This is a genomic window from Paraburkholderia sp. TE9906, from assembly GCF_056279605.1.
This window is the reverse complement of record NZ_JBWCCT010000008.1, coordinates 390,734-417,724: the sequence shown is the minus strand read 5'-3', so window position 1 is coordinate 417,724 and position 26,991 is coordinate 390,734. Positions and strand designations below refer to the sequence as shown.

22 protein-coding genes and 1 pseudogene are annotated in these 26,991 nt (G+C 64.1%); 17 read left to right on the top strand and 6 right to left on the bottom strand.

Annotation, left to right across the window (positions count from 1 at the left end):
- The first annotated feature begins 182 nt into the window (after positions 1–182).
- On the top strand, positions 183–1,700 hold the full coding sequence (locus ACZ9H4_RS23790) for an amidase (protein ID WP_408156549.1): 1,518 nt from the start codon (positions 183–185) through the stop codon (positions 1,698–1,700).
- Between the two features lie 45 nt (positions 1,701–1,745).
- Here ACZ9H4_RS23790 and ACZ9H4_RS23785 read toward each other — a convergent pair whose 3' ends face one another.
- The 5 genes and pseudogenes from ACZ9H4_RS23785 to ACZ9H4_RS23765 all read right to left on the bottom strand — a co-directional run bounded on the left by ACZ9H4_RS23785 (position 1,746) and on the right by ACZ9H4_RS23765 (position 6,919).
- Positions 1,746–3,038, bottom strand: a complete 1,293-nt coding sequence (locus ACZ9H4_RS23785) for an MFS transporter (RefSeq protein ID WP_476121180.1) — start codon at positions 3,036–3,038, stop codon at positions 1,746–1,748.
- A gap of 266 nt (positions 3,039–3,304) precedes the next feature.
- Positions 3,305–3,616, bottom strand: coding sequence for a high-potential iron-sulfur protein (locus tag ACZ9H4_RS23780; protein ID WP_408139638.1), 312 nt, complete (start codon positions 3,614–3,616; stop codon positions 3,305–3,307).
- A 209-nt stretch (positions 3,617–3,825) separates the two neighbouring features.
- A pseudogene (locus ACZ9H4_RS23775) lies at positions 3,826–4,938 on the bottom strand (NAD(P)/FAD-dependent oxidoreductase); the annotation flags it as partial.
- Between the two features lie 320 nt (positions 4,939–5,258).
- Complete coding sequence (locus tag ACZ9H4_RS23770; protein ID WP_408323119.1) at positions 5,259–5,684, bottom strand: DUF4148 domain-containing protein; 426 nt, start codon at positions 5,682–5,684, stop codon at positions 5,259–5,261.
- Between the two features lie 257 nt (positions 5,685–5,941).
- Entirely contained in the window at positions 5,942–6,919 is a 978-nt protein-coding gene (locus tag ACZ9H4_RS23765; RefSeq protein ID WP_476121178.1) for an AAA family ATPase, read from the bottom strand.
- Positions 6,920–7,211: 292 nt separating this feature from the next.
- Here ACZ9H4_RS23765 and ACZ9H4_RS23760 point away from each other — a divergent pair, with 292 nt between their 5' ends.
- Together ACZ9H4_RS23760 and ACZ9H4_RS23755 are read left to right on the top strand one after the other, a co-directional pair.
- Entirely contained in the window at positions 7,212–7,715 is a 504-nt protein-coding gene (locus ACZ9H4_RS23760) for a hypothetical protein (RefSeq protein ID WP_476121176.1), read from the top strand.
- A 65-nt stretch (positions 7,716–7,780) separates the two neighbouring features.
- Positions 7,781–8,578, top strand: a complete 798-nt coding sequence (locus tag ACZ9H4_RS23755) for an endonuclease/exonuclease/phosphatase family protein (protein WP_408139644.1) — start codon at positions 7,781–7,783, stop codon at positions 8,576–8,578.
- A 97-nt stretch (positions 8,579–8,675) separates the two neighbouring features.
- Here the strand turns inward: ACZ9H4_RS23755 and ACZ9H4_RS23750 are convergent, their stop codons facing one another.
- Entirely contained in the window at positions 8,676–9,659 is a 984-nt protein-coding gene (locus ACZ9H4_RS23750) for an aldose 1-epimerase (RefSeq protein ID WP_408140387.1), read from the bottom strand.
- Positions 9,660–9,999: 340 nt separating this feature from the next.
- Here ACZ9H4_RS23750 and ACZ9H4_RS23745 point away from each other — a divergent pair, with 340 nt between their 5' ends.
- From ACZ9H4_RS23745 to ACZ9H4_RS23680, 14 genes are all read left to right on the top strand, one after another.
- Positions 10,000–11,052 carry a LacI family DNA-binding transcriptional regulator gene (locus ACZ9H4_RS23745; protein ID WP_408139646.1) on the top strand — a complete coding sequence of 351 codons (1,053 nt, stop codon included), beginning with the start codon at positions 10,000–10,002 and terminating at the stop codon, positions 11,050–11,052.
- A 120-nt stretch (positions 11,053–11,172) separates the two neighbouring features.
- Positions 11,173–12,192, top strand: coding sequence for an ABC transporter substrate-binding protein (locus ACZ9H4_RS23740; RefSeq protein ID WP_408139647.1), 1,020 nt, complete (start codon positions 11,173–11,175; stop codon positions 12,190–12,192).
- A gap of 314 nt (positions 12,193–12,506) precedes the next feature.
- Positions 12,507–14,072 carry a sugar ABC transporter ATP-binding protein gene (locus tag ACZ9H4_RS23735; protein ID WP_408156630.1) on the top strand — a complete coding sequence of 522 codons (1,566 nt, stop codon included), beginning with the start codon at positions 12,507–12,509 and terminating at the stop codon, positions 14,070–14,072.
- 58 nt (positions 14,073–14,130) lie between these two features.
- Complete coding sequence (locus ACZ9H4_RS23730) at positions 14,131–15,102, top strand: ABC transporter permease (protein ID WP_476121214.1); 972 nt, start codon at positions 14,131–14,133, stop codon at positions 15,100–15,102.
- A gap of 38 nt (positions 15,103–15,140) precedes the next feature.
- On the top strand, positions 15,141–16,100 hold the full coding sequence (locus tag ACZ9H4_RS23725) for an ABC transporter permease (protein ID WP_408156536.1): 960 nt from the start codon (positions 15,141–15,143) through the stop codon (positions 16,098–16,100).
- 283 nt (positions 16,101–16,383) lie between these two features.
- Positions 16,384–16,653, top strand: coding sequence for a hypothetical protein (locus ACZ9H4_RS23720; RefSeq protein ID WP_408139651.1), 270 nt, complete (start codon positions 16,384–16,386; stop codon positions 16,651–16,653).
- Positions 16,654–16,763: 110 nt separating this feature from the next.
- Entirely contained in the window at positions 16,764–17,534 is a 771-nt protein-coding gene (locus ACZ9H4_RS23715) for a ferredoxin--NADP reductase (protein WP_408156534.1), read from the top strand.
- 443 nt (positions 17,535–17,977) lie between these two features.
- Complete coding sequence (locus ACZ9H4_RS23710) at positions 17,978–18,841, top strand: sensor histidine kinase (RefSeq protein ID WP_408156532.1); 864 nt, start codon at positions 17,978–17,980, stop codon at positions 18,839–18,841.
- 10 nt (positions 18,842–18,851) lie between these two features.
- On the top strand, positions 18,852–19,508 hold the full coding sequence (rqpR, locus tag ACZ9H4_RS23705; RefSeq protein WP_408139657.1) for a response regulator transcription factor RqpR: 657 nt from the start codon (positions 18,852–18,854) through the stop codon (positions 19,506–19,508).
- 295 nt (positions 19,509–19,803) lie between these two features.
- Complete coding sequence (locus tag ACZ9H4_RS23700; protein ID WP_408156530.1) at positions 19,804–21,195, top strand: amino acid permease; 1,392 nt, start codon at positions 19,804–19,806, stop codon at positions 21,193–21,195.
- 1,009 nt (positions 21,196–22,204) lie between these two features.
- Positions 22,205–22,735: a (2Fe-2S)-binding protein gene (locus tag ACZ9H4_RS23695; RefSeq protein WP_476121171.1), complete on the top strand. Its 531-nt coding sequence runs from the start codon at positions 22,205–22,207 to the stop codon at positions 22,733–22,735.
- A 10-nt stretch (positions 22,736–22,745) separates the two neighbouring features.
- Entirely contained in the window at positions 22,746–25,124 is a 2,379-nt protein-coding gene (locus ACZ9H4_RS23690; protein ID WP_476121169.1) for a xanthine dehydrogenase family protein molybdopterin-binding subunit, read from the top strand.
- A gap of 22 nt (positions 25,125–25,146) precedes the next feature.
- Entirely contained in the window at positions 25,147–25,944 is a 798-nt protein-coding gene (locus tag ACZ9H4_RS23685) for an FAD binding domain-containing protein (RefSeq protein ID WP_476121167.1), read from the top strand.
- 156 nt (positions 25,945–26,100) lie between these two features.
- Positions 26,101–26,988, top strand: coding sequence for an AAA family ATPase (locus tag ACZ9H4_RS23680; RefSeq protein ID WP_408139666.1), 888 nt, complete (start codon positions 26,101–26,103; stop codon positions 26,986–26,988).
- Positions 26,989–26,991 lie beyond the last annotated feature (3 nt).

The window sequence follows — 26,991 nt, the reverse complement described above, 5'->3', positions numbered from 1 at the left end:
CGTGACAAACGCTCGCGAGTCACTCGAACTCGGTTACTCTCCCAAAGACGGCGTGTCGGCGACACGCCGTCTTTTTCCATGTGTGACGATCAACCCGGGCGACGGCAAGCCCGGCAAAACGGGTTCATCCCGTGCATAGGCAACCGGCAGAATTCATACTCGATAGCGAGGACTCATCCGCCGTGCAATCAGACTATCTCGCCCATGACGCCATCGGCCTCGCCGAACTGGTGCGCACTCGCCAGGCCAGCGCGCGCGAATTGATCGACATCGCGATTTCGCGCACCGAAGCCGTCAATCCCGCGATCAACGCGATTGTCCTGAAAGACTACGACGCAGCCCGCCAACGCGCGTCACGCGACGACGCGAACAGAACCAACGGCGCGCAGGCTCCAGAGAGCACGGGCGCGCAGATCGCCCTGTCCGGCGTGCCCTTTCTGATCAAGGACCTCGGCGCGCCGGTCGCCGGCCTGCGCATGGCAATGGGCAGCCGCCATTACCGCCACTTCATTCCGGAGCAGGATGCCCCGGTGGTCGCGCTCGCGAAAGCAGCCGGCCTCAACATCTTCGCCAAAACCAGCACCTCCGAACTCGGCCAGATGCCTTATACGGAGCCCGAACTATTCGGTGCGTGCCGCAATCCGTGGAATCTCGATCACACGCCCGGCGGTTCGAGCGGCGGCTCGGCCGCAGCCGTTGCCGCCGGCATCGTGCCGCTCGCGCATGCATCGGACGGCGGCGGCTCGATCCGCATTCCGGCCTCGTGCTGCGGACTGTTCGGCCTCAAGCCTTCACGCGGACGCGTGCCACGCGCAACGCCACCCGGCGCCGGCGAACTCGGCATCGATCTCGGGATTTCGCGCAGCGTGCGCGACAGCGCGTTGCTGCTCGATCTGCTCGCGGGCAATGCGGACCGGCCGCTCGGCGCACCCGGCACCTTTCTGGGCGCGAGCCGCGAGCCGTGCAAGCCGCTGAACATCGCCTACGTCACCGACCCGATGCTGGCGCCGACGCTTTCCGCCGATTCGCGCGCCGCACTCGAAGACGCCGCGAAACTCGCCCACTCGCTCGGCCATAACATCGAGCCGGTTTCGCTCGGCATCGATTTCGCGACGGTCCGCCATGCATTTCTCACGCTGTGGTCCGTGACGGCGGAAGACCTGGTGCTGAACGCCGAGCGCATCAGCGGCCACAAGCCGCTGCGCGCGGAGTTCGAAATCTCGACGTGGGCAATGGCGCATGTCGGCCGCAAGCTCGGTGAGAGCGGCCTGCCCGCCGCGCTCGAAGAACAGCGCCGCATTACCGAGCGCCTCACCGATCTGCTGCATCGCTACGATGCGATCCTGTGCGCGACGCTTGCCGCGCCGCCGATCAAGATCGGTGAAATGCAACCAACTCCCGCTGAACGGATGCAGATGCGTGCAGTCACCGCGATGCCGCTCGAAGCGCTGATGAAACGGCTGCTGCAAGAAGCATCGAACAAGGCCTTCGCGTGGGCGGGATGCACGGAGTTGTTCAACCTGAGCGGCCAGCCGGCGATGTCGGTGCCGCTTTACTGGAATGCGCGCGGCTTGCCGATCGGCGTGCAATTCGCGGCGCGCACCGGCGGCGAAGCGACGCTCTTGCGGCTCGCGGCACAACTCGAAGCGGCCCGGCCGTGGTTCGACAAGCGGCCGCCGTTGATGAAGGCGCGGAGTTAGAGTAAGCGGCGCGCCAGGTCCGCGCGGATGTCGATGAGCAGCGGTTCAGGCCGTCTTGCGCTGCGCATCCAGATCCACGTGCCGCCTGCCCGGAATGCAGGCCACCGCGACGATCGACAGCGCCAATCCGCCCATCACGTAATAAGTCGGCGCAAGCGGTGAGCCGGTCGTTTCGATCAGCCACGTCACGATGAACGGCCCAAACCCGCCGAACACCATCACCGCGATGTTATAGGCGAGCGATAAACCGATCGAGCGAACGTTCGCCGGAAACAGCTCGGCGATCAGCGCACCGAACGGCCCGTAATAGCCTGATAGCGTGATCGACAGAAGCGCCTGGACGAAAATCAGCTTCGACACGCTCGGGCTGGCCGCGAGCCATGCGAACAGCGGATAGATGATCACGAGCGTGATCGTCAGCGACCACAGCGATAAGCCCTTGCGTCCCACCTTGTCCGACCACGCGCCGGTCAGCGGCGAGAGCACGGTCAACAGCAGATTACCGACGATCACCGCATAAAACGACTGCGCGTAGGGCAACTTCAGTTGATTGACTGCAAAGGTCGGCAGATAGCTGATCAGCACATAGATCGTCACGGTGAGCGCGATCACCGAGCCGAGTCCGCACAATACGTCGCGACTATGGTTCCTGAAGACTTCGCCGAGCGTGGCGCGCGGCGCGGTTTTCTGCGCGAGCAGAAAGGCTTCCGAATCGGCGAGATGCCGGCGGATGTAAAAGCCGACCGGTCCGATGATCAAGCCCAAAATGAAGGGCGCGCGCCAGCCCCAGGATTTCAACGCGTCGGGCGACAAGCCGCGCGTGATCAGCGCGCCCACCGCCGCACCGAGCAGAAGTGCCGCCGCCTGGCTCGCCATCTGCCAACTGCCGTAGAAGCCGCGTTTCGAGAACGGCGCCGCCTCGATCAGCAACGCCGTCGAACTGCCGAACTCACCGCCGGCGGAAAAGCCCTGCAATAGTCGGCCGAGCACGATCATGAGCGGCGCGCCGATGCCGATCGCCGAATACGGCGGCGCAATGGCGAGCAGCAGAATGCCGAGCGTCATCAGCGCGATCACGAGCGACAACGCCGCCTTGCGTCCCGCGCGATCCGCATAGAGTCCGAGCACGATGCCGCCGATTGGCCGCATCACGAAAGCGACGCCGAAGGTCGCGGTGGTCAGCAGCAGCGATGCATAGTCGTTGCTCGCCGGAAAGAACAATTGCGCGATCACCACCGTGAGGAATCCGAACACGGTGAAGTCGTACCATTCGAGCGCATTGCCGATGACCGCAGCGACGACGGCACGTGTATTGAGACTTCTCGACGCGGGTGCCATGCGAATCTCCAGCCTGCGAAAAGTGCTCGACATAGGTCGTGGCGAACGCCATCGCGCGTGAGGACGCGTCAAGGCGCGAGAGCAAAAACTGCGCTTGCGTCGGTGTAATCGCCTTGGCGTGTAAAGAGCGCACAAGCTGTTTTCAAGCGGCAAAAAGGCGTCTGCCGCAATGACGGAAGACGCCTCGGCAAGGGGGCTTCGATCGAGCGCCGCGATGTTGCGGCGCATCTCGCGTGGCACCGACCAGGTGCCGCGTTCAAAGGCGCCTAGGCTTTCTTGTTATATGCGCTGCACCAACCCTTGCTCGCGACCTGCTTGCCCGCGAACATCGGGCAGGGGGCGTAGGCATCGGTGGCCTTGCCCTGAAAGAAACTACAGTTGCCGCAGTCCTGGCCCGCGGCATATTTCGCGAACTTCGCCTTGTCGACCTTGCTCGCGTCTTCTTTATAGCCGAGTGCTTGCGCGGTCGGGTCGCTTTCGGCGACCTTCGGTGCATCCGCGAAAGCCTGGCGCGACAAGGCGAAGGTGGAAGCCACACCGAGGCTGGTGATCAAAAACGTACGACGGGAAGATTTCATGGGGACTTACTCCGTTTTATGAACTGATCGCCGTTCTAGTGACAGCGGTCCTCAAGCATAGCAATGAAGCCGCCGCGCGTGATGCCCCAAATGATAGAGATAACCGAATTGCCACTGCGCCTCGCTCGATGACCCGGCGAGGCGTTGCAGCATGAAATGAAGACGGCTTGCGCAAGCCAGCGCCGCGACATTGCGTGAGCGCGACCCGTTCAGGCGCGCCCGCTCAACTCGCATACCCGCTGCGCAATCGCGAGCGACGCCGTCAAACCCGGCGACTCGATACCGAACAGATTGACGAGTCCACGCACGCCGTGCGCGGCCGGCCCCTGTATCACGAAGTCGGCGGCAGGTTCGCCCGGGCCGGATAGCTTCGGACGAATACCCGCATACGCGGGCTGCAAGGCGTCGTCGGGAAGCGCGGGCCAGTATGCGCGAATCGCCGCGTAGAACGAGTCCGCGCGGCGTGGATCGACGTCGTAATTGATCGCATCGACCCACTCGACGTCGGGACCGAAGCGTGCCTGGCCGCCGAGGTCGATGGTCAGATGCACGCCGAGGCCGGCCTCGTTGGGCATCGGATAAATGAGCCGGCTGAACGGCGCGCGCCCCGAGATACTGAAGTAGTTGCCGCGTGCCAGATAGAGCGGTGGGACGTGACGCGCGTCGAGTCCGCGGATCTTGCGCGCCAGCGCATTCGCGTACAGGCCGGCGCTGTTGATCACGCAGCCGGCGCTGATGGTGGTCGGCGCGTCGCCGCCGACGGTGATGACGAAGCGTCCATTGTTCGCCTCGATCGCGGTCACCGGCGCATGAAACGCGCACACCGCGCCGTCGCGTTCGGCATCGCCCTGCAGCGCCAGCATCAACTGATGACTATCGACGATACCCGTCTGCGGCGAGAACACCGCCTCGACACATTCGAGCGCCGGCTCGAGCGCTTGCGCCTGATCGCCGCTGATCCGCAGCAGATCGAGCACGCCGTTGTCGCGCCCCTTGGCCATGATGCTTTCGAGCTGAGGAATCTGGTTGCGCGAAGTGGCCACCAGGAGCTTCCCGCAGCGCGAATGCGGGATGTTGCGCTCGGCGCAATAGTCATAGAGCATCTCGCGGCCGCGCACGCAGAGCGCGGCTTTCAGCGAGCCGCGCGGATAGTAGATGCCCGCGTGAATCACTTCGCTGTTGCGCGAGCTGGTGCCCACGCCGATCGCCTCGGCCGCTTCCAGCACGATCACCTCGCACCCGCGCGCTGCCAGCGCGCGTGCCACGGCAAGACCGATCACGCCCGCGCCGATCACTACACATTCGATTTGGTCCATGTCCCTTGACGCGGCCGGCTTCGCCGCGCACTGCCTCGTTCATCCGATAGAGAGGAAGACAGGATGCGAAGTTCGCGCGCCGCTCACCGCTCGCTGTCGAACGCACCTGCCCTTTCGCAACCGCTACGCAAAATTGTACGACGCCGTACAGACAGAAATGCCCGCGAGTCGGAGCGACTGCGGGCATTCGGTATTGAGCGCGTCTCAAACGTACCGGCCGGACTGATTCAGTGTACGCCGTCGAAGCGTATGGCGCTCGCTTCTTCTCTCAAGCGAACACGATGCGTTCTATACACGCGCCGGACAGAGGCAGGCCGTCACGCCACTCAGTTCTGCGTGTTCACCGTGCGATGCGATGCAGCGACCAGGCCGCTCGCCACTTGCGCACGCGGCGCGGTGTAGCTGTCGAGTGCGGCTTGCTGCGCATAGGCCGGCGCATTCGGATTCACATTCAATTGACCGCTCGCGCGGGCTTCGGCCAACTCGGCCTTCACCTCGGCACGGCTTTTGGGACTGTTGCCGGGCGTGGCGCTCACGCTGTCGGCCGAAATCGGCGCGTACGGATTCTGATTCAGTTCGCCGGCTGCGCGAGCGCGCGCCACTTCCGCCTTGACTTGAGCACGGGTCACGCCGCTCGGTTGCGTGTAGGTGGCGACTTCCGGCCGATATGACGTCGCCGGACCATAACCGCTCGCGAAAGCCGGTGCGGCGATAGCGGCAGAGAAAAGCAAGGCGAAGGAAGCGGTTCTCATGATGGTTTCCAATAGTCGTTGATGGTGTGGGTTCTGTGCGTTGCGCGATGACGTCTGGCCTCGTGCGCAGCCGTCATCTCGTTAGGCCTCAGTGTATTCCCTGACTATTGAAAAACTAGACCGATTGAAATCAACTTAGCATCTCAAAAATAGCAACAATTGCTTCAGCATTCACTCCGTTTCCAGCAGAGATTCCCCCTTTGAATCGAAAAAAGCCGCCCGGAGGCGGCTTTCGTGCGAAAAAAGGGCAAAAATGCTCAAAAACCGATCGGTTTTCGCCGGTTGCCGTAGTCGAGACGGATATCGCCCGGTTCGATCCGATCGCGCCCGTCGATTCGCGCCGCGCCGAAGCCGTTCAGAATCGCGCGGCGCATTTCACGCGGCGACGCGAGCTTCAGCGCATCGAGCGCGGGCTCGCCGAGCACTTCGGGAAAACGCAGCCCCCAGTTGTGCGCCGAGCGGATTTCGTCGTAGATCGCTTGTGCGATGCGCCGCGCGCCGTCGTGATCCGGCGGCGGAATCTCGTACACGTTCATCCGGTTCAGGATCGGCTCGGGAATCGAGCGCTCGTCGTTGGCCGTCGCAATCCAGATTACGTTGCCCGCGTTGATCGGAATCTCGGCGAACTCGTCGATGAAACTCTGCGCGGTGTCGTGTTCGAGCAGCGCGTAGAGCGCGCCGAGCGGATCGTATTGCGAATCGCCGGTGGCCTTGTCGATTTCGTCGACGGCGATCACCGGGTTCGCGTAGCTGCCGTTCACGAGTGCATCGAACACCTTGCCCGGCTTCGCGTTCTTCCATTGCGACGACGCGCCCGACAGAATCCACCCCGCCGTCAACGAACTCATCGCTACGTATTGGTAAGCGGTGCCGAGCAGACGCGCCAACTGTTTCGCAAAGTGCGTCTTGCCGATGCCGGGGTCGCCGAGCAACAGGACCGGCATCAGCTCGAGCCGGTCTTCGGTTTCGAGACACAGCGCGACCTGCTTGCGGATGTCGTCGAGCGGCGCCGAAAAATTGGGCAGCGCGGCGATCAGATCGTCGATCGACGGCATCCGGTTCGGCTTGACGCAGAAGCGCAGATTGCCGGTCTTCAGCATTTTTTCGTACGTTGCGCGCAGCGCCTCGTTCGCGCCGTCGCCGAGATCGTTCAACGCGGTCTCGACCTGATCGAGGTCGTACACCCGGCTGAAAGACGCTACGGCGATTTCCTGTTTGACCATTGCTGTTGTCATCGCTCACCCCGTCTGGCTGGTCCTGCTGCGGCGGCACCTCGCGGGCACCGTTTCAAGTCCAGTGTAACGACGACATATTCGCGTGCAAGCCAGCAGTCCTGCTGCTCTGCTGCTAACAACGCGCTGCTTCCGGCGACAGCCCGACAGAAGCGCTCTTGCAATTGCGGAGCGTATCCGCAATGTATCTTTGCTGAACCAGGCTCCCGTTGACGTGTCAGAAAACCGTTGCAGCTATCAGGGGTAAGATGGCTCCCTGACCCTACAGGCCGAGGTTGAGCCGGAGATTCCTTCTATGTGGAAAACGAGTATCGTCGCCGTGCTGCTTGGGACTTCGTTGCTTGCGAATGCACAACAACCGCCCGCGCAGCAGGTCGTGCAATGGCAATTGCAGGTGATGAGCGACGGTCAGCAGATCGACGCGTTCGACGGCACCACCACGGTCGGCCAGGCGCGCACGGATACGCATCACAGGATGGTGCAGCACAACGTGGGCTGTAAAGACCAGCCCGCCGGCAGCCTCGATCTGTCGCGCACGCTGACCATCTCACCGTTACGGGTGGACGCGAACGAGATCATGCTGTCGATCGACGCGCAGGAAACGCTCGAAGATCCCACCGCCCGGCAAACCGACATCGGCTGCAAGCTCCCGCCGCAGCCGCGCCAGGTGAACGCGAGCCATCCGGGTCTGATCGTAACGCCGGGTCAGTGGGCGAGCTGGACGATCGTCAACGCCAATCCGAACCTCGTGTACCGCGTGCGTGCAAGTCTCGCGGACAGCGCCAGCAATGGAAAGTGATGCAAACAACGCGCAACCATCGGCAAACAACCAGGCCTTCAAACAGAACACGTGGATAACGCGGCATGCGAAACCCAGAAGAATTGATCCGCGAGAAGCTCGCGCCGAACGATTTCGTCGCGGTGAGCTGGAACCTGCACAAGGGCCGCACGCCGCTCGGCTTTCAGGCCTGGCAGGCGATGCAGCGCTGGGTCCAGTCGACTCACGCGGACGCCTATTTCTTGCAGGAAGCAATGGCGCGGCGCATGCCGTCGCCGGTGCTCGCGAGCAGTTTCGGCGCGCCGATCGGCGATCCTCTGAACGATGTCTGGCATTGCCAGGCCACTGAAATCGCGCGTGCGCTGGAACTCGAAGTGGCGCTCGGCCCGAATGTGTTCAAGCCGTCGTGGCGGCACGGCAATGCAATCCTGTCGCCGCATCCGCTCGATCTCGGCGGACGCTGGGACATCTCCGCGCATCGCTTCGAAAAGCGTGGCTTGCTGGTGGCGCGCGCGACCTTCGGTGGACACTCGGTCACGCTGCTCTGCGCGCACCTCGCGCTCACACGCCCGGCGCGTTTGCGGCAGATGAACTGGATCGCGCACTGGATCGCGAAGGAAGCGCCCGATGGTCCGCTGGTGCTGGCCGGCGATTTCAACGACTGGCGCAATGACTCCGTGCCGCTGTTTCGCGAACACGGACTGCACGAAGTGGCGACGCTGCTCGGCGAATCGGGCCGCACCTTTCCGGCCTTCTCGCCGGCGCTCGCGCTCGACAAGATGTTCGTGCGCGGCATGCAACCAATCGAATGGATCCAGCCGACGCAGGAAACCGCGTGGCTGTCGGATCACTTGCCGTATATGGCTCGCTTGCGGGTTGAATGAACGCTGGACGGGCTCACGTGAAAAAGGGCGGCCTGGGCCGCCCTTATGTTCTGCTAAACGCTCGTTCCTGCGAGCGCGCGCACCACGCAACACGACACTACCCGCGTTGCGGCGTCCACTTCAGCGTCGCGGCAATCTCCTCGCCCGGCTGCAACACACACCCGCCCACCTGTTCACGCATACCGACCGCATTGAAGCAGTCGGTGGTGTTGGTCACCGGCTCCACGCACAGTTGCGCATCGTTGGCCGGTGCGAACACCACCATGTGATCGAACGGCGCGTCGGCGGTCATTGTCAGGCGGCGGTGTTCGTCGGGCCATGCGATGGTCGCCTCGCGCCTCCAGTTGGCGAAGTTGTTGTCGAGGTCGAACGCATCGGGCGACATGCCTTCGCGCAGCGCGTCGACCGCGGGGTGCGGGCCGAGATGTGTCGGCAGTACCTCGGCGTCGGCATGCCACATGGCCTGCACGTCGGCGTACACACGGGTCTGCGCGGTACGCGGATAGTACGGGTGATGGCCCATGCCGAACGGCATCGGCCGCTCGGCAAGATTTTGCGCGGACAGCGTGATCCGCAGCGCGCCGCCGCTCAATTCGATGCGCTGCTGCGCCCGATAGCGAAACGGCCAGTCGCCGGCCACCTGCGCATCAGGCTCATGCTCGAAGTGCAGTTCCACCGAACTTTCGGTGCGCGCTCCCACCTGCCACGGACGCCGCCACGCGTTGCCATGCAACGCATGCGCGAAGCGCTCGTCGTTGCCGGACAAATCGATGGTGCCGCCGTCGAATTCGAAACGCGCGTCGCGAATCCGGTTGCAGTACGGGAACAGCGGGAAACTCGCCATCCGCAGCGGATCGCGTTGTTCGAACGCCGCGGGCGCGGCGGGCCGCAGCCAATGCAGCGGGCCCTCGGGCGTGGCCTCGTAGAAGGCCGCAAGCGCGCCACCCACGGTCGGCGCGATCACCGCCCGCAGCGTGCCTGCCGTCAACGTGACGAGCGAGGCGGCAAGCGCGGGATCGTCGAGCCACGCAAGCTCAGTGGAAAGCGGCCGGATCGGATTCAAGGAAACGTCGTCGCGCATGGTCAGTAAAGGCAGGGCCTCGGGCGGATGGCGGCAAAAACGCGCATCGGTGTCTCCTGTGACGTGCCGCGCACAGCGCGCGGCCGGCGGACCCTCGAAGTCCGCGCGACCGAGAATCGCACGACAAAGCGTATCGGTCAATATTATTAGTAATAAATTTATAGTAAGAAAGCGGTTCGGACGCTCATGAGGCACTCCCAAATGGCGGGTTAGCGCGCGTTGCCGTGCGCATATTATTAGTGGTACCGTCAGCATCACGATGCCCACGGCATGCCTTAGCTTTTGCGCCGCCAACCGCGCGGCCCGCCCAATGAAAAAATCGACTCAACGCCGTCCGACCATGACCGACATCGCCAAGCTCACCGGCGTGTCGCAATCGACTGTTTCGCTCGTGCTGAACAACGCGACCGGCGCAAAATTCTCCGAAGCCACCCGCAACAAGGTGCTCAAGGCCGCGCACGATCTCGGCTACCGGCTGTCGCTGCGCGAGCCGGTCGCGGCCTCGACCGACGAGCGCAACCTGATCGTCTATCTGGCCGACGAAATCTCCACCAGCCCGCACCCGGTGGTCAACGCAGACGGCGCACGCGACGCGGCCTATGCGAGCGGCAAGATGCTGGCGGTCTATTCGACGCACGGCAACGCCGATATAGAAAAGCAGGTGCTCGACACGATCCTCGCGAATCCGCATGTGTTCGGCGTGATCTACGCGACCGTCTACACGCGCAAGGTGACGCCGCCGGCGGCGCTCTCACAGGTGCCGACCGTGCTGCTGAACTGCTACACGAGCGAGGGCGGGTTTTCGTCGGTGGTGCCGGCGGAAGTCGCGGGCGGCCATCTGGCCACCGACTACCTGCTACAAGCGGGCCACCGGCGGATCGGCTATATCAACGGCGAGCCGTGGCAGGACGCGTCGAAAGACCGCCTGAAGGGCTACCGCACGGCACTCGCCACCGCCGATCTGCCGTTCGCGCCTGAACTCGTGCGAGACGGCGACTGGAGCTCGGGCCTCGGCTTCGAACTGACGCTCTCGCTGATGCGCGAAGCCAATCCGCCGACCGCGATTTTCTGCGCGAACGATCTCACCGCGATCGGCGCCATCGAAGCGCTGAAGCAACTCGGTCTGCGCGTGCCGGAAGACGTCTCGGTGCTCGGCTACGACGACCAGGAAATCGCCCGCCACACGCACCCGCCGCTCTCGACGGTGGTGCTGCCGAACTATGAACTGGGACGCTGGGCCGTCGAAACGCTGCTGCAGGAAGAGCACAACCGCGCCGCCGGCGCGCCGGTGCGGCATCGGATGGTCAAACTCGATGGGCCGCTCGTCGAACGCGCCTCGGTCAGGGTAATTACCGAGGCAAAAAAGCCAATAATTAATATTATTAGTGATTGACCGATAATAATTCCTGGTGGAATAATCGGCACAACCGGTCGGGGGCAAAAATAGCGCCGACCGATTAAGAGCAACACAAAAAGCAAATACAACCTACCTCACCAGGTACTGGAGGAAGACATGGCGTCGCACAACACGCAGTCGCGCAAACTTGCGCGCAAGCAGCAGATTCGTCCGCTGGCAGGTTCGCTGCTGGCACTGGCAATCGGTTTCGGCGTCGCCACCGCGCACGCCGACGACGCATTGCCGAAGTTGTCCACCAAGACTCCGCTGAAGGTCGGTTTCGCGCAGACCGAAAGCAACAACCCGTGGCGTCTCGCGGAAACCAAGAGCTTCAAGGACGTCGCCGCGAAATGCGGCTGGCAGGTCGTCATGACCGACGCCAACGGCTCCAACTCCAAACAGGTCTCCGACATCCAGAGCATGATCGCGCAGCACGTCGATCTGCTGGTGTTCCCGCCGCGTGAAGAAAAGCCGCTTGCACCGATCGTGCTGCAGGCCAAGAAGGCCGGCATTCCGGTGATCCTGGTCGACCGCGACGTCGATCAATCGGTCGCCAAGGCGGGCCGCGACTACATCACGTTCATCGGCTCGGACTTCATCGATCAGGGTCACCGCGCCGCCGACTGGCTCGTCAAGGCAACGGGCGGCAAGGCGAAGATCATCGAACTCGAAGGCACGACCGGCGCGTCCGCCGCGAACGACCGCAAGAAGGGCTTCGACGAAGTCGTCGCGAAGAATCCGGGCATGACGATCATCGCGTCGCAAAGCGGCGACTTCGCCCGCGACAAGGGTCGCCAGGTCATGGAGACGCTGTTGCAGGCGCATCCGGACGTCACCGCGGTCTACGCGCACAACGATGAAATGGCGCTTGGCGCGATTGCCGCGATCAAGGCAGCCGGCAAGCAGCCGGGCAAGGACATTCAGATCGTCACGATCGACGGCACCAAGGGCGGTCTCGACGCGATCGCCGCCGGCGAACTCGGCGCGAGCGTGCAGTCGAGCCCGTTCTTCGGCCCGCTCGCCTGCGACGTCGCGCAGCGTTTCGCGAAGGGCGAAAAGATCCCGACGTGGGTCAAGGTCTCCGACCGCTTCTACGACAAGAGCAACGTGCAGCAGAGCATGCAGTACGGCTATTGATAGAGCAGCTAGCGTTGCAGCAGGAAGTCACCCGCCTTTGAGAAGTCTCCTCTCGGTGCGAGATGCTTGCGCGGTGGGCGGGTGACGGGAAGGGTTCGAAGCGACGCGCCCGTGATTGCACGGACCGTCGCTTCGCTTTTATGCGGCGTAACATGATTCGACTCATCGATTCGACCGCGCCTCTGCATCAAGTCCGCACGCGCACGGCGCTTCGCCGTGCAGCCTACGCAGCACCCGCATCAGGAGGACTCCCCGTGACGGAATCCGGCAAAGAGACACCCCACTCCCCCCTCACCCGCGCGCCGTTGCTCGAGATGCAGGACATCGGCATCAGCTTCGGCGGCGTACCCGCGTTGCGCGGCGCGAATCTGAGCGTCGCCGCGGGCGAAGTGCATGCCCTGATCGGCCAGAACGGCGCCGGCAAATCGACGATGATCAAGATCCTGACGGGCGCCTATCGGCGCGGTTCGGGCAGCGTGCGCTTCGAAGGCCGCGAAGTCGATTTCCGCACGCCCAAGCAGGCGCGCGAAGCCGGCATTAGCACGATCTATCAGGAGATCAACCTGGTGCCGTTCCGCTCGGTCGCGGAAAACATTTTTCTTGGCCGCGAGCCGCGCCGCTTCGGCCTGATCGACTGGCGCGCGGTGCAGCAGCGTGCCAGCGCGCTGCTCGAATCGTTCGGCTTGCAGATCGACGTGAAGAAGCCGGTCGGCCGCTATTCGACCGCGATCCAGCAGATGGTGGCGCTCGCGCGCGCGGTGTCGTCCGACGCGAAGATGGTGATCATGGACGAATCCACCTCCTCGCTCGACGAACGCGAAGTGGAACTGCTCTTCACCGTCGTGCGCAAACTGCGCGACGACGGCCGCGCGGTGATCTTCGTGTCGCACCGGCTCGACGAGCTTTATGCGCTGTGCGACCGCGTGACCGTGATGCGCGACGGCCAGACTGTCGCGCAAAGCACGATGGCCGAGATGGACAAGCTGCAACTCGTCACGACGATGCTCGGCCGCACACTCGCCGCCGTCGTGCAGGAAGACACCGCCTCACGCGAAGCGAACCTCGCGCGTCGCGGCAAGCAGGCGATCGCGGCGTCGCAGTTGAGCGCGCATCCGAAGGTGAACGACGTGTCGCTCGAAGTGCATGCGGGCGAAGCGGTGGGGCTCGCGGGCCTGCTCGGGTCGGGCCGCACCGAGACCATGCGGCTGATGTTCGGCGCCGATCCGCTGGAGCGCGGCTCGCTGTCGATCGGCGGCGCGGCGGTCACATTGAAATCGCCGCAGGACGCGATCGCGCGCGGCCTCGCGTACCTCACCGAAGACCGCAAGGGCGAAGGCATCGTCCCCGAACTGTCGGTGCGCGACAACCTCACACTGGTCTGCCTGCGCACGCTCGCGAAGAACGGCGTGGTCGACGTGAAGAAACAGCAGGCGATCGTGGACCGCTTCATCGCATCGCTCGGCATCAAGCTGCGCTCCGCCGACCAGCCGATCCGCGAACTGTCGGGCGGCAATCAGCAGAAGGTGCTGCTCGCGCGCTGGCTCGCCGCCGAGCCGTCGCTGCTGCTGCTCGACGAACCGACGCGCGGCATCGACGTCGGCGCGAAAGCCGATGTCGCGAAGATCGTGCGCGAGTTGCGCGACGCGGGACTGGCGGTGCTGCTGTCCGCATCGGAACTGGAAGAGCTGACTGCCGTGGCCGATCGCGCGGTGGTGATCCGCGACGGCCGCACGGTCGCCGAACTGAACGGCGCCGAGATGAGCGAGACCGCGATCATGGACGCCATCGCCTACGGCAGCGAAGGACATTCGCAACTGGTGGAAGCGGCCCACGCCGCCCATATCGAAGACGCGTTGGAGGGCGACCGTCATGGCGCTTAAGCTGCACACCGAATCGTTGCAAACGGAACCGCCGCGACAGGGCGAAGCCACCTCGGCCATGAGCGCCGCGCCCCGCGCCAAACCGGCGAGCACGGTGCAGAAATGGCGACACCTGGCGATGCAGCGCGAAGTCATCGTGCTGCTCGCGATGGTGCTGTTCAATCTGATCTTCACGCCGCACTTCTGGTCGCTGCAAACCTTCAACGTGAACATGACCCAGGTGGTGACGATCGTGATCGTCGGCATCGGCATGACGCTGGTGGTGGCGACGGGGGGCATCGATCTGTCGGTGGGCGCGTCGATGGCGATCTCCGGCGCGCTCGCGCCGATGCTGTTCCTCAACATAGCCGGGCCCGGCGGCATTGCGCTCGCGTTCGTGCTGCCGGTGCTCGCCGCTGCATTGTGCGGCGTGTTCAACGGCTTGCTGGTGACGAGGCTATCCGTGCAGCCGATTGTCGCGACGCTGGTGTTGTTCATCGCCGGACGCGGCATCGCGCAGGTCGTCACCGATGGCAGTCTGCAGGCGTTCAACACACCGGCTTTCCAGTGGATCGCGCTCGGCAAGGTCGTGGGCGTGCCGTTCCAGGTGCTGCTGATGCTGGCGCTGGTCGCGGTGTTCGTGTGGGTCGTGCGCAAGACGCTGTTCGGGCAGTACCTGCTGATCACCGGCGGCAACGAAAAGGCCGCGTACCTGTGCGGCGTGCCCACCGCCAGCGTCAAGCTGATCGCCTACACGTTGTGCGCGGCGCTCGCGGGTCTCGCCGGGCTGATCTCGATCTCGGTGAATTCATCTTCCGATGCGAACGTGGTCGGGCTCGGTGTGGAGCTCGACGCGATCGCCGCGGTCGCGGTTGGCGGCACCGCGCTGACGGGCGGCAAAGCGTACATCGGCGGCACGCTGATCGGCGCGCTGATCATCCAGCTGCTGCGCTATACGCTGCTCGCGCATGGCATTCCCGACGCGGCGGCGCTGGTGGTCAAGGCCGGCATCATCGTCGCGGCCGTTTATGTGCAACGGCGCTCGCGCTAACGCCTGACGCGGCTTACGGACACTCCCGGACTCATGCGATGAAAAAGAATCTTCCTATCCTGCTCGCGCTGGCGGCCCTCGTCGTCTTCGGCCTCGTGCGCTACGAGCATTTCGGCTCGGCTTACAACATCACGTCGTTCTGGCGCTACAACTCGATGTTCGCGCTGATCTCGATCGGCATGGCCTTCGTGATCATTACCGGCGGTATCGACCTGTCGGTGGGCACGGTGGCGGCGCTCTCGAGCGTCGTCGCCGCGCTGACCAGCGTGTACGGCGGCTGGGTCGCGGTGCTGGCGGGCTGCGCGGCGGGGCTCGCGGTCGGCGTGCTGAACGGACTGATCATCACGCGGCTGAAAATACTGCCCTTCATCGTGACGCTCGCGACAAGCCTCGGCGCGCACGGCGTCGCGCTGCTGCTCGGCAGGAACGATGCGGTGTCGATTGCGTCCGAATCGAGCTTCGGCAACTTCGGGCAAGGCGACCTGTTCGGCTTGCCGATTCCGGGGATCGTCGCGGCGGTCGCGGCCGTGGCTGGCTGGCTCGCGCTGCGCAGCACGCGCTTCGGGCGGCATTCGCTCGCGATCGGCGGCAGCGAGGAAGCCGCGCGGCTGATGGGGCTGAACGTCGACCGCACCCTGGTGATGGCCTATGCGGTGAGCGGGCTGCTCGCCGGCATGGCGGGCGTGATCCTCGCCGCGCAGTTCGGCGCGGGACAGCCGAACGAAGGCGTCGGCTGGGAGCTGTTCGCGATTTCGGCGGTGGTGCTCGGCGGCACGCTGCTCACCGGCGGCGAAGGCTCGGTGGCGATGACGATTGCAGGCGTGCTGCTGCTCGGTCTCGTCTTCAACCTGCTGAACTTTGAAAACGGACTGGGTTTCATCAGCTTGTCGGCTTACTGGCAGTCGGTGATTCGTGGTGTGTTCCTGTTGCTGGTGATCGTCTTGCAAGCGCGAGTGCTCAAACAGCGCGGGAAAAAGCGGGTGGCGGCGCCGGCGTAGGCCTTTGGGCGAGCTGGCAACGTTGAGGCGAGGCTGTGGGCGGTTTCGGGCCATTCGACCCGACCGTTCACCTTGATCGGCGTCATCGCATTGGGAGGCGAGCTAATCCTCACCTGAACTGCGTTTAAGTCAGATATGGACGCGCCGAACCCACACCTGTGTACCAAAAAGACACGCGCTGGATGATGCCAGATGGAAAGTCTCCGCGCTCGCGCCCCGCCATCCACCTGCCACCTGATTTCCCCTCCCCGCGCGCCATTTGCCAGTTTTCTCAGCAGGGTCAATGCTGCAGCGCACGCCGCGTTTCGGTATGATCCTGACCATGTTGCCCGCGCGGCGCGCCTATCCGGCGCATGCCGGACAGCCGATGGCAGCCGCCCAGCGCGACTTTTCGCCCATCGCCGTACCCTTGCAGAAGCGCGGCCGCATTCACGCCAGCGTCATTTGCAGCGCCCGATTGTTTCGACAGCCGGCGCCGCCGCTTCCAGGTTCGGCAACCCGCATCACCACGCTCAACCGCCGCGCCGCCGCCCTTCGGCTGCGGGCGCGGTAAAATAGCGGATTGCGCGTGACTCCCGTCCACGGGTGAGCGCAGCATCGCCCTTGCCGTGCCGGCCGGCTCAAACGACTGGCCGCCTTTGTTTTCGCACTATCCAAGAAGCCATGAGCAACCTGAATTCACAAACCGTCCTGAGCGTCCATCACTGGACCGATACGCTTTTCAGCTTCACCTGCACGCGCGACCCGGGTTTCCGTTTCGAAAACGGCCAATTCACGATGGTGGGCCTCGAAGTCGACGGCAAGCCGCTGATCCGCGCCTATAGTCTCGCGAGTGCGAACTACGAAGAACATCTCGAATTCCTGAGCATCAAGGTGCAGGACGGCCCGCTCACGTCGCGTTTGCAGCATCTGAAAGTCGGCGACGAAGTGCTGATCGGCAAGAAGCCGGTCGGCACGCTGATGGCCGACAACCTGCTGCCGGGCAAGACGCTGTGGCTGCTGTCCACCGGCACAGGCCTCGCCCCGTTCATGTCGATCATCAAGGATCCGGACATCTACGACCGTTACGAGCGCGTCGTGCTCACGCACACCTGCCGTTTCGTCGACGAGCTGGCGTACAAGGAATACATCACCGACCACCTGCCGGCTCACGAGCATCTGGGCGAGCTGGTGCAGGAAAAGCTGCTGTACTACCCGACGGTCACGCGCGAAGCGTTCCAGAATCGCGGCCGCATCACCGAGCTGATCGAAACCGAAAAGCTGTTCGCCGACCTCGGCGTGCCGGGCTTCTCGCTCGAAAACGACCGCATCATGCTGTGCGGCAGCCCGCACATGCTGCGCGACACGCGCAAGCTGCTGGACGACCTGGGCTTCCAGGAAGGCAGCAACAATGCGCCGGGTCACTACGTGGTCGAAAAGGCCTTCGTGGGCTAAGCCCCACACTGCTTTTCGCGGCTCGCGCCGCAGATCCAACAGAAAGGAGCCTTCGGGCTCCTTTTTTGTTGCCAGTTACAAATTCGCGCCGTACATTTGACATTTAGCGTCGGTATTCTTCCTACATATACGCGCCTGATCAACGCCTGCGCAACATCAAGCATTGCATGAGATATAAGCGCTAACCCTTGGCACGACTGCATTTTTTCTTTTTTTGAGATATCATCGCGCCGCACGATCAGTCGATTCGACAGACTTTTCGTGGTTCGATCTAGATGTTACTGAATGTAAATTTCGTTACGTTGCACCATAGCGTTTTGCCCGTCGCGTGCTACGCGTAACGGCCACACCTGGAGGCTCGAGACTCGCATGCGTTCTTTCGTCTTCGCGGCGCCGATGCGCACCCACTTCGCTGTCCACACGGCTTCCTGAGCAGGAAACTCATGGATACGTCGACTGTCGTCCCGTTCAACGCCCAGCTTTCCCCGTCAGCCGCCCGTGACGGATTCGACGCGCCGTCCACGGCCGTCGAGCGCGAACTTGCGCAACTGCGTGCGCGGGTGCGCGAACTGTCGGCGGAACTGGTTCAGGCGCACGAAACCGCCTGCCATCATGTGGCGCGCGAACTGCACGACGGCGTGGGCGCCGAATTGACCGCGGCGCGCTTTGCGCTGGCCGGCGTCGAAACCTGGCTGCCCGCCGACGCGCCACCGCAATGCGGCGCCGCGCTCGCCGTCGCCAACCGTTCGCTCGACGCGGTGTGCGCCGCGAGCCGCCAGGCCGTCGCGGAGTTGCACGCGCCGTCGCTGGAAGCCGGCATCGTCGGCGCGCTCGCGCATTGGACCAGCGACTTCGCCAGCCGCACGCAGTTGCGCACGAGCTTCGTCTGCGCCGCCGACGCGCGTCTTACGCGCCTGCCGGCCGACGCAGCGCTGGCCGTGTTCCGCGTCGCCCAGGAAGCGCTGAACAACATCGTCAAGCACGCCCGCGCCGAATCCGCCGACGTGCGCATCGAGACCAGCCGTCGTCACCTCACGCTGCTCATCAGCGATGATGGGATCGGGCTCGCGCGCAATGCCCGCCAACGCCGTGGCCATGCCGGTCAAAGCGGTCATTTCGGCCTGAGCGGCATGCAGGCGCGCTGCGCCGCGTTCGACGGCACGCTGCGCGTCAGCGCCCGGCGCAGCGGCCCGCACCGCGCCGCCGACGCCAACGCGCCGCGCGGCACGCGCGTGCAGGCGCGCTTTGCATGGGACGCGATGCTCACCCCCGCGCCCCGCGCCGAACAGCGCGCGCTGCAATCGTGAGCGCGCCGTCATGAGCCTGCGCATTCTGATCGCCGAAGACCACGCCGTGGTTCGCCAGGGCGTTCGCCAATTGCTGCTCGACCGCGGCGTGGCGCGCGAAGTCATCGAGGCGCAAAGCGGCGCCGAAACCCTCACCGCCGTCGGCCTGCAGAGCTACGACGTCGTGCTGCTCGACATTTCCCTGCCCGACATGAACGGCGTCGAAGTGCTCAAGCGCCTCAAGCGCAAGGCGCCGCGCGTGGCCGTGCTGATGTTCTCGATGTACCGCGAGGACCAGTACGCGGTGCGCGCGCTGAAGGCGGGGGCCGCCGGCTATCTGTCGAAGACGGTCGACGCCGCGCAGATGATCGCCGCGATCCAGCAGGTCGCGGCCGGCCGCAAATACGTGAGCCCGGCGATGGCCGAAGCGCTGGCCGACTACGTGTCGTTCGACGGCGAACAGCTGCCGCACGAAAAGCTCTCCGATCGCGAATATCAGACGCTCTGCATGCTCGCGTCGGGCAAACGGCTGACGGATATCGCGGCGGCGCTGTCGCTGTCGGTGAAGACGGTCAGCGTGTACCGCACGCGGCTGCTCGAGAAAATGAAGCTGCGCAATAACGCCGAGCTCACGTTCTATGTGATGAGCAACCGGCTCGTCGATCTCAACCCGGCGATGGCCGGCTGAGGCCGCCTGCGCTGCCGCATCTCCATGTCTGCTGAATAGCGGGCCACCGCCCCGGCGCGTTTGCAAGAGAGAGATTCCCTCCCTATTTTTCCCGCATCGAGCGAAAGCTTTGCTGCCGGTATGCCTCCTGCGCATGAACGCCACGCGCGAAGCCCCTCGGGCCAGGAGTTTCCGCCCGCCGCACCGGCGCTCCGCTGTATGTCCCAAAACAGTGCAGCAACGCGCATCCGCTAAAATCGTGGGTTTCCCCGACATTCGGCGCGCAACACGCGTGCACTACTGGAGACCCACGCCAATGTCCCTGTTTCGTAAAAAAAGCGTCGAGCACATGATCGCGGCAAGCGCTCGGAACGCCGGCCTGAAAAAAGAGCTCGGCGCGCTCGATCTGACTTTCCTCGGTGTCGGCGCCATTATCGGCACCGGCATTTTCGTGCTGACCGGCACGGGCGCCGTCCAGGCCGGCCCGGCGCTGATGATCTCGTTCCTGATCGCGGCGCTCGCGTGCGGCTTCGCCGCGCTCGCCTATGCCGAATTTGCGTCGACCATTCCGGTCGCGGGTTCCATCTATACGTATTCGTACGCGACGCTCGGCGAGCTGGCCGCGTGGATTATCGGCTGGGATCTGATGCTCGAATATGGGCTGGCCACGTCTGCCGTATCGGTGGGCTGGTCGGGCTATCTGCAATCGTTGCTGTCGGGCTTCGGTGTGTCGTTGCCGGTTGCACTGACGGCGGCGCCAGGCGCATTGCCCGGCCACGAGACCCTCTTCAACCTGCCCGCGTTCCTCGTGATGATGGTGATCACCGCGCTGCTGTCGATCGGCATTCGCGAATCCGCGCGGATCAACAACATCATGGTCGCGATCAAGGTGACCGTGGTGCTGCTGGTGATCGGCGTGGGCGTCTTCCACGTGACGCCGGGCAACTGGCATCCGTTCATGCCGAACGGCTGGAGCGGCGTATTCGGTGCGGCCGCGGTCATGTTCTTCGCGTTCATCGGCTTCGATTCGGTGTCGAACGCGGCGGAAGAGGTGAAGAATCCCAAGCGCGATCTGCCGGTAGGCATCATCGCGTCGCTGGGCGTGTGCGCGGTGTTGTACGTGGCGGTGGCGGCGGTGGTCACGGGCATCGTGCCGTCGGCGAAGTTCGCGAATATTTCGCACCCGGTGTCGTACGCGTTGCAGGAAGCGGGGCAGACGTGGGTGGCGGGATTTATCGACCTCGGTGCCGTGCTCGGCATGCTGACGGTGATTCTGGTGATGGCTTATGGTCAGACGCGGATCATCTTCGCGATGTCGCGTGACGGTTTGTTGCCGGCGCGCCTCTCGCGGCTGCATCCGCGGTTTGCGACGCCGTTTTTCACGACGTGGCTCGTGGGGATTTTCTTTGGCTTGATTGGCGCGCTGGTGCCGTTGAATGTGCTCGCCGAGCTGATCAATATCGGCACGTTGGCCGCGTTTTCCATGGTGTCGATTGCGGTGCTGGTTTTGCGGAAGACGCATCCTGAGTTGCCGCGGGCGTTTCGTTGCCCAGGTGTCCCAGTTGTGCCGATTCTGGCTGTGGCCTCGTGTCTGTTTCTCATGCTCAATCTTCAGGGTGTGACCTGGGCTGCTTTTGGTATCTGGCTTTTGATCGGTATGGTCGTTTATTTTGGGTATTCGCGGCGGAATTCGAAACTCGCGAAGTGAGTTTTCTTTTTGCCTGTGCGGCGCTTGGGGTGTGCTTTTTGGGTGGTGGCCTTTCCTTGATGTCACGGTGGTCTATTAGCGTTGCCCCTGTGCGGGGCGGCACCTACTTTCTTTGTCCCCCAAGGGGACTTCCTTCGGGGCGCAGCCGCAAAGAAAGTAGGCAAAGAAAGCGGCTTCACACCGCTAATTCTTAAGCGGCCCCCCTGGATTGGAGGGGGCTGTGGTGCATCTGGAATCCGTGTCCCCGCCCACTCCGCGTGAGTGACACAGCAGTCATTCTTCCGGCGACGCTGCGCGCGCCGATGCGGTCATTCATAAAACCACCGGCTCATTTTCCCGGCGTGCGCCCCTCCCGAAGCCTTGAAGGCGGCCCCTCTCTGGCAGTTGGCTGCCATTCGCTTTTCTCGTCCGGCCGCCCCCTTTCCAACACGCCTCGTTTGTGCCACCCCGCAAAGGCGAAGCCGATAGCCCCACCGCACACGCACGAAGCCGCTGGTTTCCCACGCAGACCCATCCGCGACGCACGCAGTGCGGAGTGGGAACGGATGACGGCTTTGTCACTCACGCGGAGTGTGCGCGGGCACCGATTCCAGATGGTCCACTGCCCCTTCCAAGCCAGGGGAGCCGCTTATGAGCTGGCGGTGTGAAGCCGCTTTCTTTGCCTACTTTCTTTGCGGCTGCGCCCCGAAGGAAGTCCCCTTGGGGGACAAAGAAAGTAAGTGCCGCCCCGCACAGGGGCAATGCTAATAGACCACCGTGACATCAAGGAAAGGCCAACACCCCAGGACGTGACGCACCGCGAAATCAAAGAAAGAAAAAGCCCCCCTCCAGACAAACAAAAAAAACAAACCCGGCTCGCACACTTCCCCTCATAGCGCACCCGCCCGATTTGTGCTTTACTTTTCGGCAGACTCATAAAAAACCGCAGCACCCTTATCGGACCCCACGAACAGGCAGCTGAAGGCAAGAAAACAAAAGGTCCGGTCTCATCCCCATCAGGAGACACTTCATGGCGATCAGCATCAGTCTGACGGTGAACGGCGCGCCCATTAGCGCCTCAATCGACCCCGGCACCCTGCTTGTCCAGTTCCTGCGTGATCAACTCCGCCTCACCGGCACCCACATCGGCTGCGATACCGCCCAGTGCGGCGCCTGCACGGTCCACCTGAACGGCCGCGCGGTCAAGTCCTGCAACATCCTCGCGGTGCAAGCGGAAGGCGCGAACGTCACCACCATCGAAGGGCTCGCGCAGAACGGCACCCTGCATCCGATGCAAGCCGCCTTCAAACACTGCCACGGTCTGCAATGCGGCTTCTGCACGCCCGGCATGGTGATGAGCGCGGTGTCGCTCGTCGAGCGTCAGCCCGAACTCACCGGCGACGACGTGCGCGCGCAGCTCGACGGCAATCTGTGCCGCTGTACGGGTTATCACAACATCGTCAAGGCAGTGCTGGAAGGCGCCGAGGGCATGAAGTCCTCCGGTACGGCCAGCGCCCATGCCGCTCCCTCCGCCACGGCCGCCGCGCCGGTCACCGCCTGAGGAGCCGACGATGAACGCACCCGACACGCACCTCATCGGCGCTTCCGTCGAACGTAAGGAAGACTACCGTTTTCTGACCGGCAACGGCCAGTACACCGACGACATCGTCCTGCCCCAGCAAACCTATGCGATCTTCCTGCGCTCGCCGTATGCGCATGCGAAGCTCAACAGCATCGACACCACGGCGGCCAAACAGTCGCCGGGCGTGATCGCCATCTTCACCGGCGCGGACATGGCCGCGGAGAACGTCGGCGGCCTGCCGTGCGGCTGGTTGATCCACAGCACCGACGGTAAGCCGATGAACGAGCCGCCGCATCCGATCATCGCGCATACGAAAGTACGCCACGTCGGCGATCAGGTCGCGCTCGTGATCGCCGATTCGATCAAGGCCGCGAAAGACGCCGCCGAGCTGATCGAAGTCGACTACGACGTGCTGCCCGCCGTGGTCGACACCGCGCATGCGGCCGATCCGGGCCAGCCCGCGGTTCACGACGAAGTGCCGGACAACGTCTGCTACAACTGGGGCCACGGCGACAAAGCCGCGACCGACGCCGCGTTCGCCAAAGCCGCGCACGTCACCACGCTCGACATCGTCAACAACCGGCTGATTCCGAACGCGATCGAACCGCGTGCGGTCAATGCGAGCTACTCGGTGCAGGACGGCAGCTACACGCTGTACGTCGCGAATCAGAATCCGCACGTCGAGCGTCTCCTGATGGCCGCGTTCGTGCTGTCGCTGCCGGAATCGAAACTGCGCGTGATCGCGCCGGACGTCGGCGGCGGCTTCGGCTCGAAGATCTTTCTGTACGCCGAAGATGTCGCGCTGACGTGGGCCTCGAAGAAAATCCGCCGCCCGGTCAAATGGACCGCCGAGCGCTCGGAAGCCTTCGTCTCCGATGCGCACGGCCGCGATCATGTGACGAAAGCCGAACTCGCGATGGACGCGGACGGCAAGTTCCTTGCGATGCGCATCCACACGATCGCCAACATGGGCGCGTATCTGTCCACCTTCGCCTCGAGCGTGCCGACCATCCTGTACGCGACGCTACTCGCCGGCCAGTACGCGACGCCCGCGATCTATGCGGAGGTGAAAGCGGTGTTCACCAACACCGTTCCCGTCGACGCGTATCGTGGCGCGGGCCGCCCCGAAGCGACCTACGTCGTGGAGCGCCTCGTCGAAACCGCCGCGCGCGAGATGAAGCTCGATCCGGCGGAAATCCGCCGCCGCAATTTCATCCGCGAGTTCCCGTATGCGACGCCGGTCGGCCTCACCTACGACACCGGCGACTACGAAACCCTCCTCGCGCGCTCGCTCGAACTCGCGGACGTCAAAGGTTTCGAAGCACGCCGGCAGGAATCCGAAAAGAACGGCAAGCGGCGCGGGCTCGGCTACTCGTGCTACATCGAAGCGTGCGGCCTCGCGCCGTCGAACATCGCGGGCGCATTGGGCGCACGCGCCGGTCTCTTCGAAGTCGGGCAGATTCGCGTGCATCCCACCGGTTCCGTCACCGTGTTCACCGGTTCGCACAGTCACGGCCAGGGACACGAGACGACCTTCGCGCAAGTGGTCGCCGACCGGCTCGGCATTGCGCTGGAAAGCGTCGAGATCGTCCACGGCGACACGGGCCGGATTCCGTTCGGCATGGGCACGTATGGCTCGCGCTCGATCGCGGTCGGCGGCTCCGCGATCATGAAGGCGCTCGACAAGATCGAAACGAAGGCAAAAAAAATCGCCGCGCATCTGCTCGAAGCCGCAGCCGAAGACATCGAGTTCAAGGACGGCGTGTTCCGCGTCGCGGGCACCGACCGCACCAAGGCGTTCGCCGACATCTCGCTCGCCGCGTACGTGCCGCACAACTATCCGCTCGACGTGCTCGAACCGGGTCTCGAGGAAAGCGCGTTCTACGACCCGAGCAACTTCACGTATCCATCGGGCGCGTACATCTGCGAGATCGAAGTCGATCCGGAGACGGGCGTGTGCCGCATCCAGAAGTTCACCGCAGTGGACGACTTCGGCAACGTGATCAATCCGATGATCGTCGAAGGCCAGGTGCATGGCGGGCTCGCACAGGGTATCGGCCAGGCGATGCTGGAGCGCTGCGTGTACGACAACGACAGCGGCCAGCTGCTGTCCGGCTCGTACATGGACTACGCGATGCCGCATGCGTCCGATCTGCCGGACTTCACCGTCGAAACCTCGAAGGGCACGCCGTGCACGCACAATCCGCTCGGCGTCAAAGGCTGCGGCGAGGCGGGCGCGATCGGCTCGCCGCCGGCGGTGATCAACGCGATCATCGACGCGCTCGCGCCGCTCGGCGTGACCGATCTGCAAATGCCGGCGACGCCGCATCGCGTGTGGTCCGCGATTCACACAGCCAAAACCCATTGAGATCCTGAGCGGAGCATTCGACATGTATTCATTCGAGTATCAACGCGCGACGGATCCCAAAGCGGCCGCCGCCCTCCTCACCGCCGACAGCGACGCGAAGTTTCTGGCCGGCGGCCAAAGCCTCTTGCCGACCATGCGGCTGCGTCTCGCGCAGCCGTCGCAACTGGTCGACGTGACGCGGATTCCCGCGCTCAAGTCGATCACCGTCGACGCGGGCAAGGTGACGATCGGCGCAGCGGTTTGTCATGCCGACGTCGCGGATCACGCGGAATTGCGGCGCGTGTCGCCGGGCCTCGCGGATCTCGCCGCGCATATCGGCGACCGGCAGGTGCGCGCGCTCGGCACGATTGGCGGCTCGCTCGCCAACAACGACCCGGCCGCCTGCTATCCGGCGGCGGCGCTCGCGCTGGATGCGACCATCGTCACCGAGCGGCGGCGCATCGCGTCGAGCGACTTCTTCGTCGGCATGTACGAGACCGCGCTCGCGCCCGACGAGCTGATCGTCGCCGTCGAGTTTCCGGTGCCCGAGCGCGCGGCCTACGAGAAATTCCGCAATCCCGCGTCGCACTTCGCGCTGGTCGGCGTGTTCGTCGCAAAGTTCGCGAGCGGCGTGCGGGTCGCAGTGACGGGCGCGGCGTCTTCGGTATTTCGTGTGCCGGAACTGGAGAGCGCGCTGTCGGCGAACTTCACGCCGGACGCCGCGCGCGGGGTCAGCGTGCCGCCCGACGATTTGAACACCGACATGCACGCGAGCGCCGAGTACCGCGCGCATCTGATTCCGGTGCTGGCCGCGCGCGCGGTGACGAAGGCGAACGCGTAGCGATCCTTGCTATCGGCGGCTGACGTGTAATGCTGTTTGCCTAAGCACGTCAGCCCCGTCCCGTTCGTCAACCACATGACGCGAGGCGCGCCGCCCCGCTTCGCGTTTCACCGGCGTCGCGCTTGACCGCCCGGAGCGCGCAGATTCAGGACCGCCATGCAGCCAGCTTCAATCGACGACACCCTCGCACAACTCGCGGCCCAAAGCTATTTCGCCAGCCGCGAACTGGCGACCGCGTTGTATCTCGCGTTGCGCATGGAGCGGCCGTTGTTCGTCGAAGGCGAGCCGGGTGTCGGCAAAACCGAGCTTGCCAAAGCCGCGGCCGGCATGCTGGGCACCACAATGTTGCGGCTGCAATGCTACGAAGGCCTCGACACGGCCAGCGCGCTCTACGAGTGGGACTATCCGCGGCAGATCATGGCGCTGCGGCTGGCCGAGGCCGCCGGCGAGCACCCTGACAACGACACGCTGTATCGCGGCGAATTCCTGCTGAAGCGGCCGCTGCTGCAAGCGCTGATGCCGGACGAACATCATCCCGGCGCGCGGCGCGTGCTGCTGATCGACGAGATCGACCGCGCCGACGAACCGTTCGAAGCCTTTCTGCTCGAACTGCTTTCGGACTTCCAGGTATCGATTCCCGAATACGGCACCGTGCGCGCGGCGCAACCGCCGCTCGTCGTGATGACGTCGAACCGCACGCGCGAAGTGCATGACGCGTTGAAACGCCGCTGCCTGTATCAGTGGATCGGCTATCCCGAGCGCGAGCGCGAACTGGAGATCGTCGCCGCGCGTGCGCCGCAGACGTCGGCGCAGTTGCAGCGGCGCGCGGTCGATTTCGTGCATCGGCTGCGCGGCATGGATCTGTTCAAGGCGCCGGGCATCGCCGAAACGATCGACTGGTGCCGCGCATTGGAAGCACTGTCGGTAACGGAACTGGATCCGCAATCGGTGCAGAACACGTTAGGCGTGCTGCTCAAGTATCAGGACGATCTGGCGCGCGTGGACGCCGCGCACATTGCGCAATGCCTCGCCGCGCCGGGATAGCCA

Bases quoted from the DNA above. Each gene is read 5' to 3' on its own strand.
- ACZ9H4_RS23695 (WP_476121171.1), top strand. From the start codon at position 22,205: ATGGCGATCAGCATCAGTCTGACGGTGAACGGCGCGCCCATTAGCGCC.
- ACZ9H4_RS23715 (WP_408156534.1), top strand. From the start codon at position 16,764: ATGAGCAACCTGAATTCACAAACCGTCCTGAGCGTCCATCACTGGACC.
- rqpR (WP_408139657.1), top strand. From the start codon at position 18,852: ATGAGCCTGCGCATTCTGATCGCCGAAGACCACGCCGTGGTTCGCCAG.
- ACZ9H4_RS23755 (WP_408139644.1), top strand. From the start codon at position 7,781: ATGCGAAACCCAGAAGAATTGATCCGCGAGAAGCTCGCGCCGAACGAT.
- ACZ9H4_RS23760 (WP_476121176.1), top strand. From the start codon at position 7,212: ATGTGGAAAACGAGTATCGTCGCCGTGCTGCTTGGGACTTCGTTGCTT.
- ACZ9H4_RS23680 (WP_408139666.1), top strand. From the start codon at position 26,101: ATGCAGCCAGCTTCAATCGACGACACCCTCGCACAACTCGCGGCCCAA.
- ACZ9H4_RS23740 (WP_408139647.1), top strand. From the start codon at position 11,173: ATGGCGTCGCACAACACGCAGTCGCGCAAACTTGCGCGCAAGCAGCAG.
- ACZ9H4_RS23785 (WP_476121180.1), bottom strand. From the start codon at position 3,038: ATGGCACCCGCGTCGAGAAGTCTCAATACACGTGCCGTCGTCGCTGCG.
- ACZ9H4_RS23750 (WP_408140387.1), bottom strand. From the start codon at position 9,659: ATGCGCGACGACGTTTCCTTGAATCCGATCCGGCCGCTTTCCACTGAG.
- ACZ9H4_RS23745 (WP_408139646.1), top strand. From the start codon at position 10,000: ATGACCGACATCGCCAAGCTCACCGGCGTGTCGCAATCGACTGTTTCG.
- ACZ9H4_RS23735 (WP_408156630.1), top strand. From the start codon at position 12,507: ATGCAGGACATCGGCATCAGCTTCGGCGGCGTACCCGCGTTGCGCGGC.
- ACZ9H4_RS23725 (WP_408156536.1), top strand. From the start codon at position 15,141: ATGAAAAAGAATCTTCCTATCCTGCTCGCGCTGGCGGCCCTCGTCGTC.
- ACZ9H4_RS23710 (WP_408156532.1), top strand. From the start codon at position 17,978: ATGGATACGTCGACTGTCGTCCCGTTCAACGCCCAGCTTTCCCCGTCA.
- ACZ9H4_RS23720 (WP_408139651.1), top strand. From the start codon at position 16,384: ATGCTGCAGCGCACGCCGCGTTTCGGTATGATCCTGACCATGTTGCCC.
- ACZ9H4_RS23685 (WP_476121167.1), top strand. From the start codon at position 25,147: ATGTATTCATTCGAGTATCAACGCGCGACGGATCCCAAAGCGGCCGCC.
- ACZ9H4_RS23730 (WP_476121214.1), top strand. From the start codon at position 14,131: ATGAGCGCCGCGCCCCGCGCCAAACCGGCGAGCACGGTGCAGAAATGG.
- ACZ9H4_RS23780 (WP_408139638.1), bottom strand. From the start codon at position 3,616: ATGAAATCTTCCCGTCGTACGTTTTTGATCACCAGCCTCGGTGTGGCT.
- ACZ9H4_RS23690 (WP_476121169.1), top strand. From the start codon at position 22,746: ATGAACGCACCCGACACGCACCTCATCGGCGCTTCCGTCGAACGTAAG.
- ACZ9H4_RS23700 (WP_408156530.1), top strand. From the start codon at position 19,804: ATGTCCCTGTTTCGTAAAAAAAGCGTCGAGCACATGATCGCGGCAAGC.
- ACZ9H4_RS23765 (WP_476121178.1), bottom strand. From the start codon at position 6,919: ATGACAACAGCAATGGTCAAACAGGAAATCGCCGTAGCGTCTTTCAGC.
- ACZ9H4_RS23770 (WP_408323119.1), bottom strand. From the start codon at position 5,684: ATGAGAACCGCTTCCTTCGCCTTGCTTTTCTCTGCCGCTATCGCCGCA.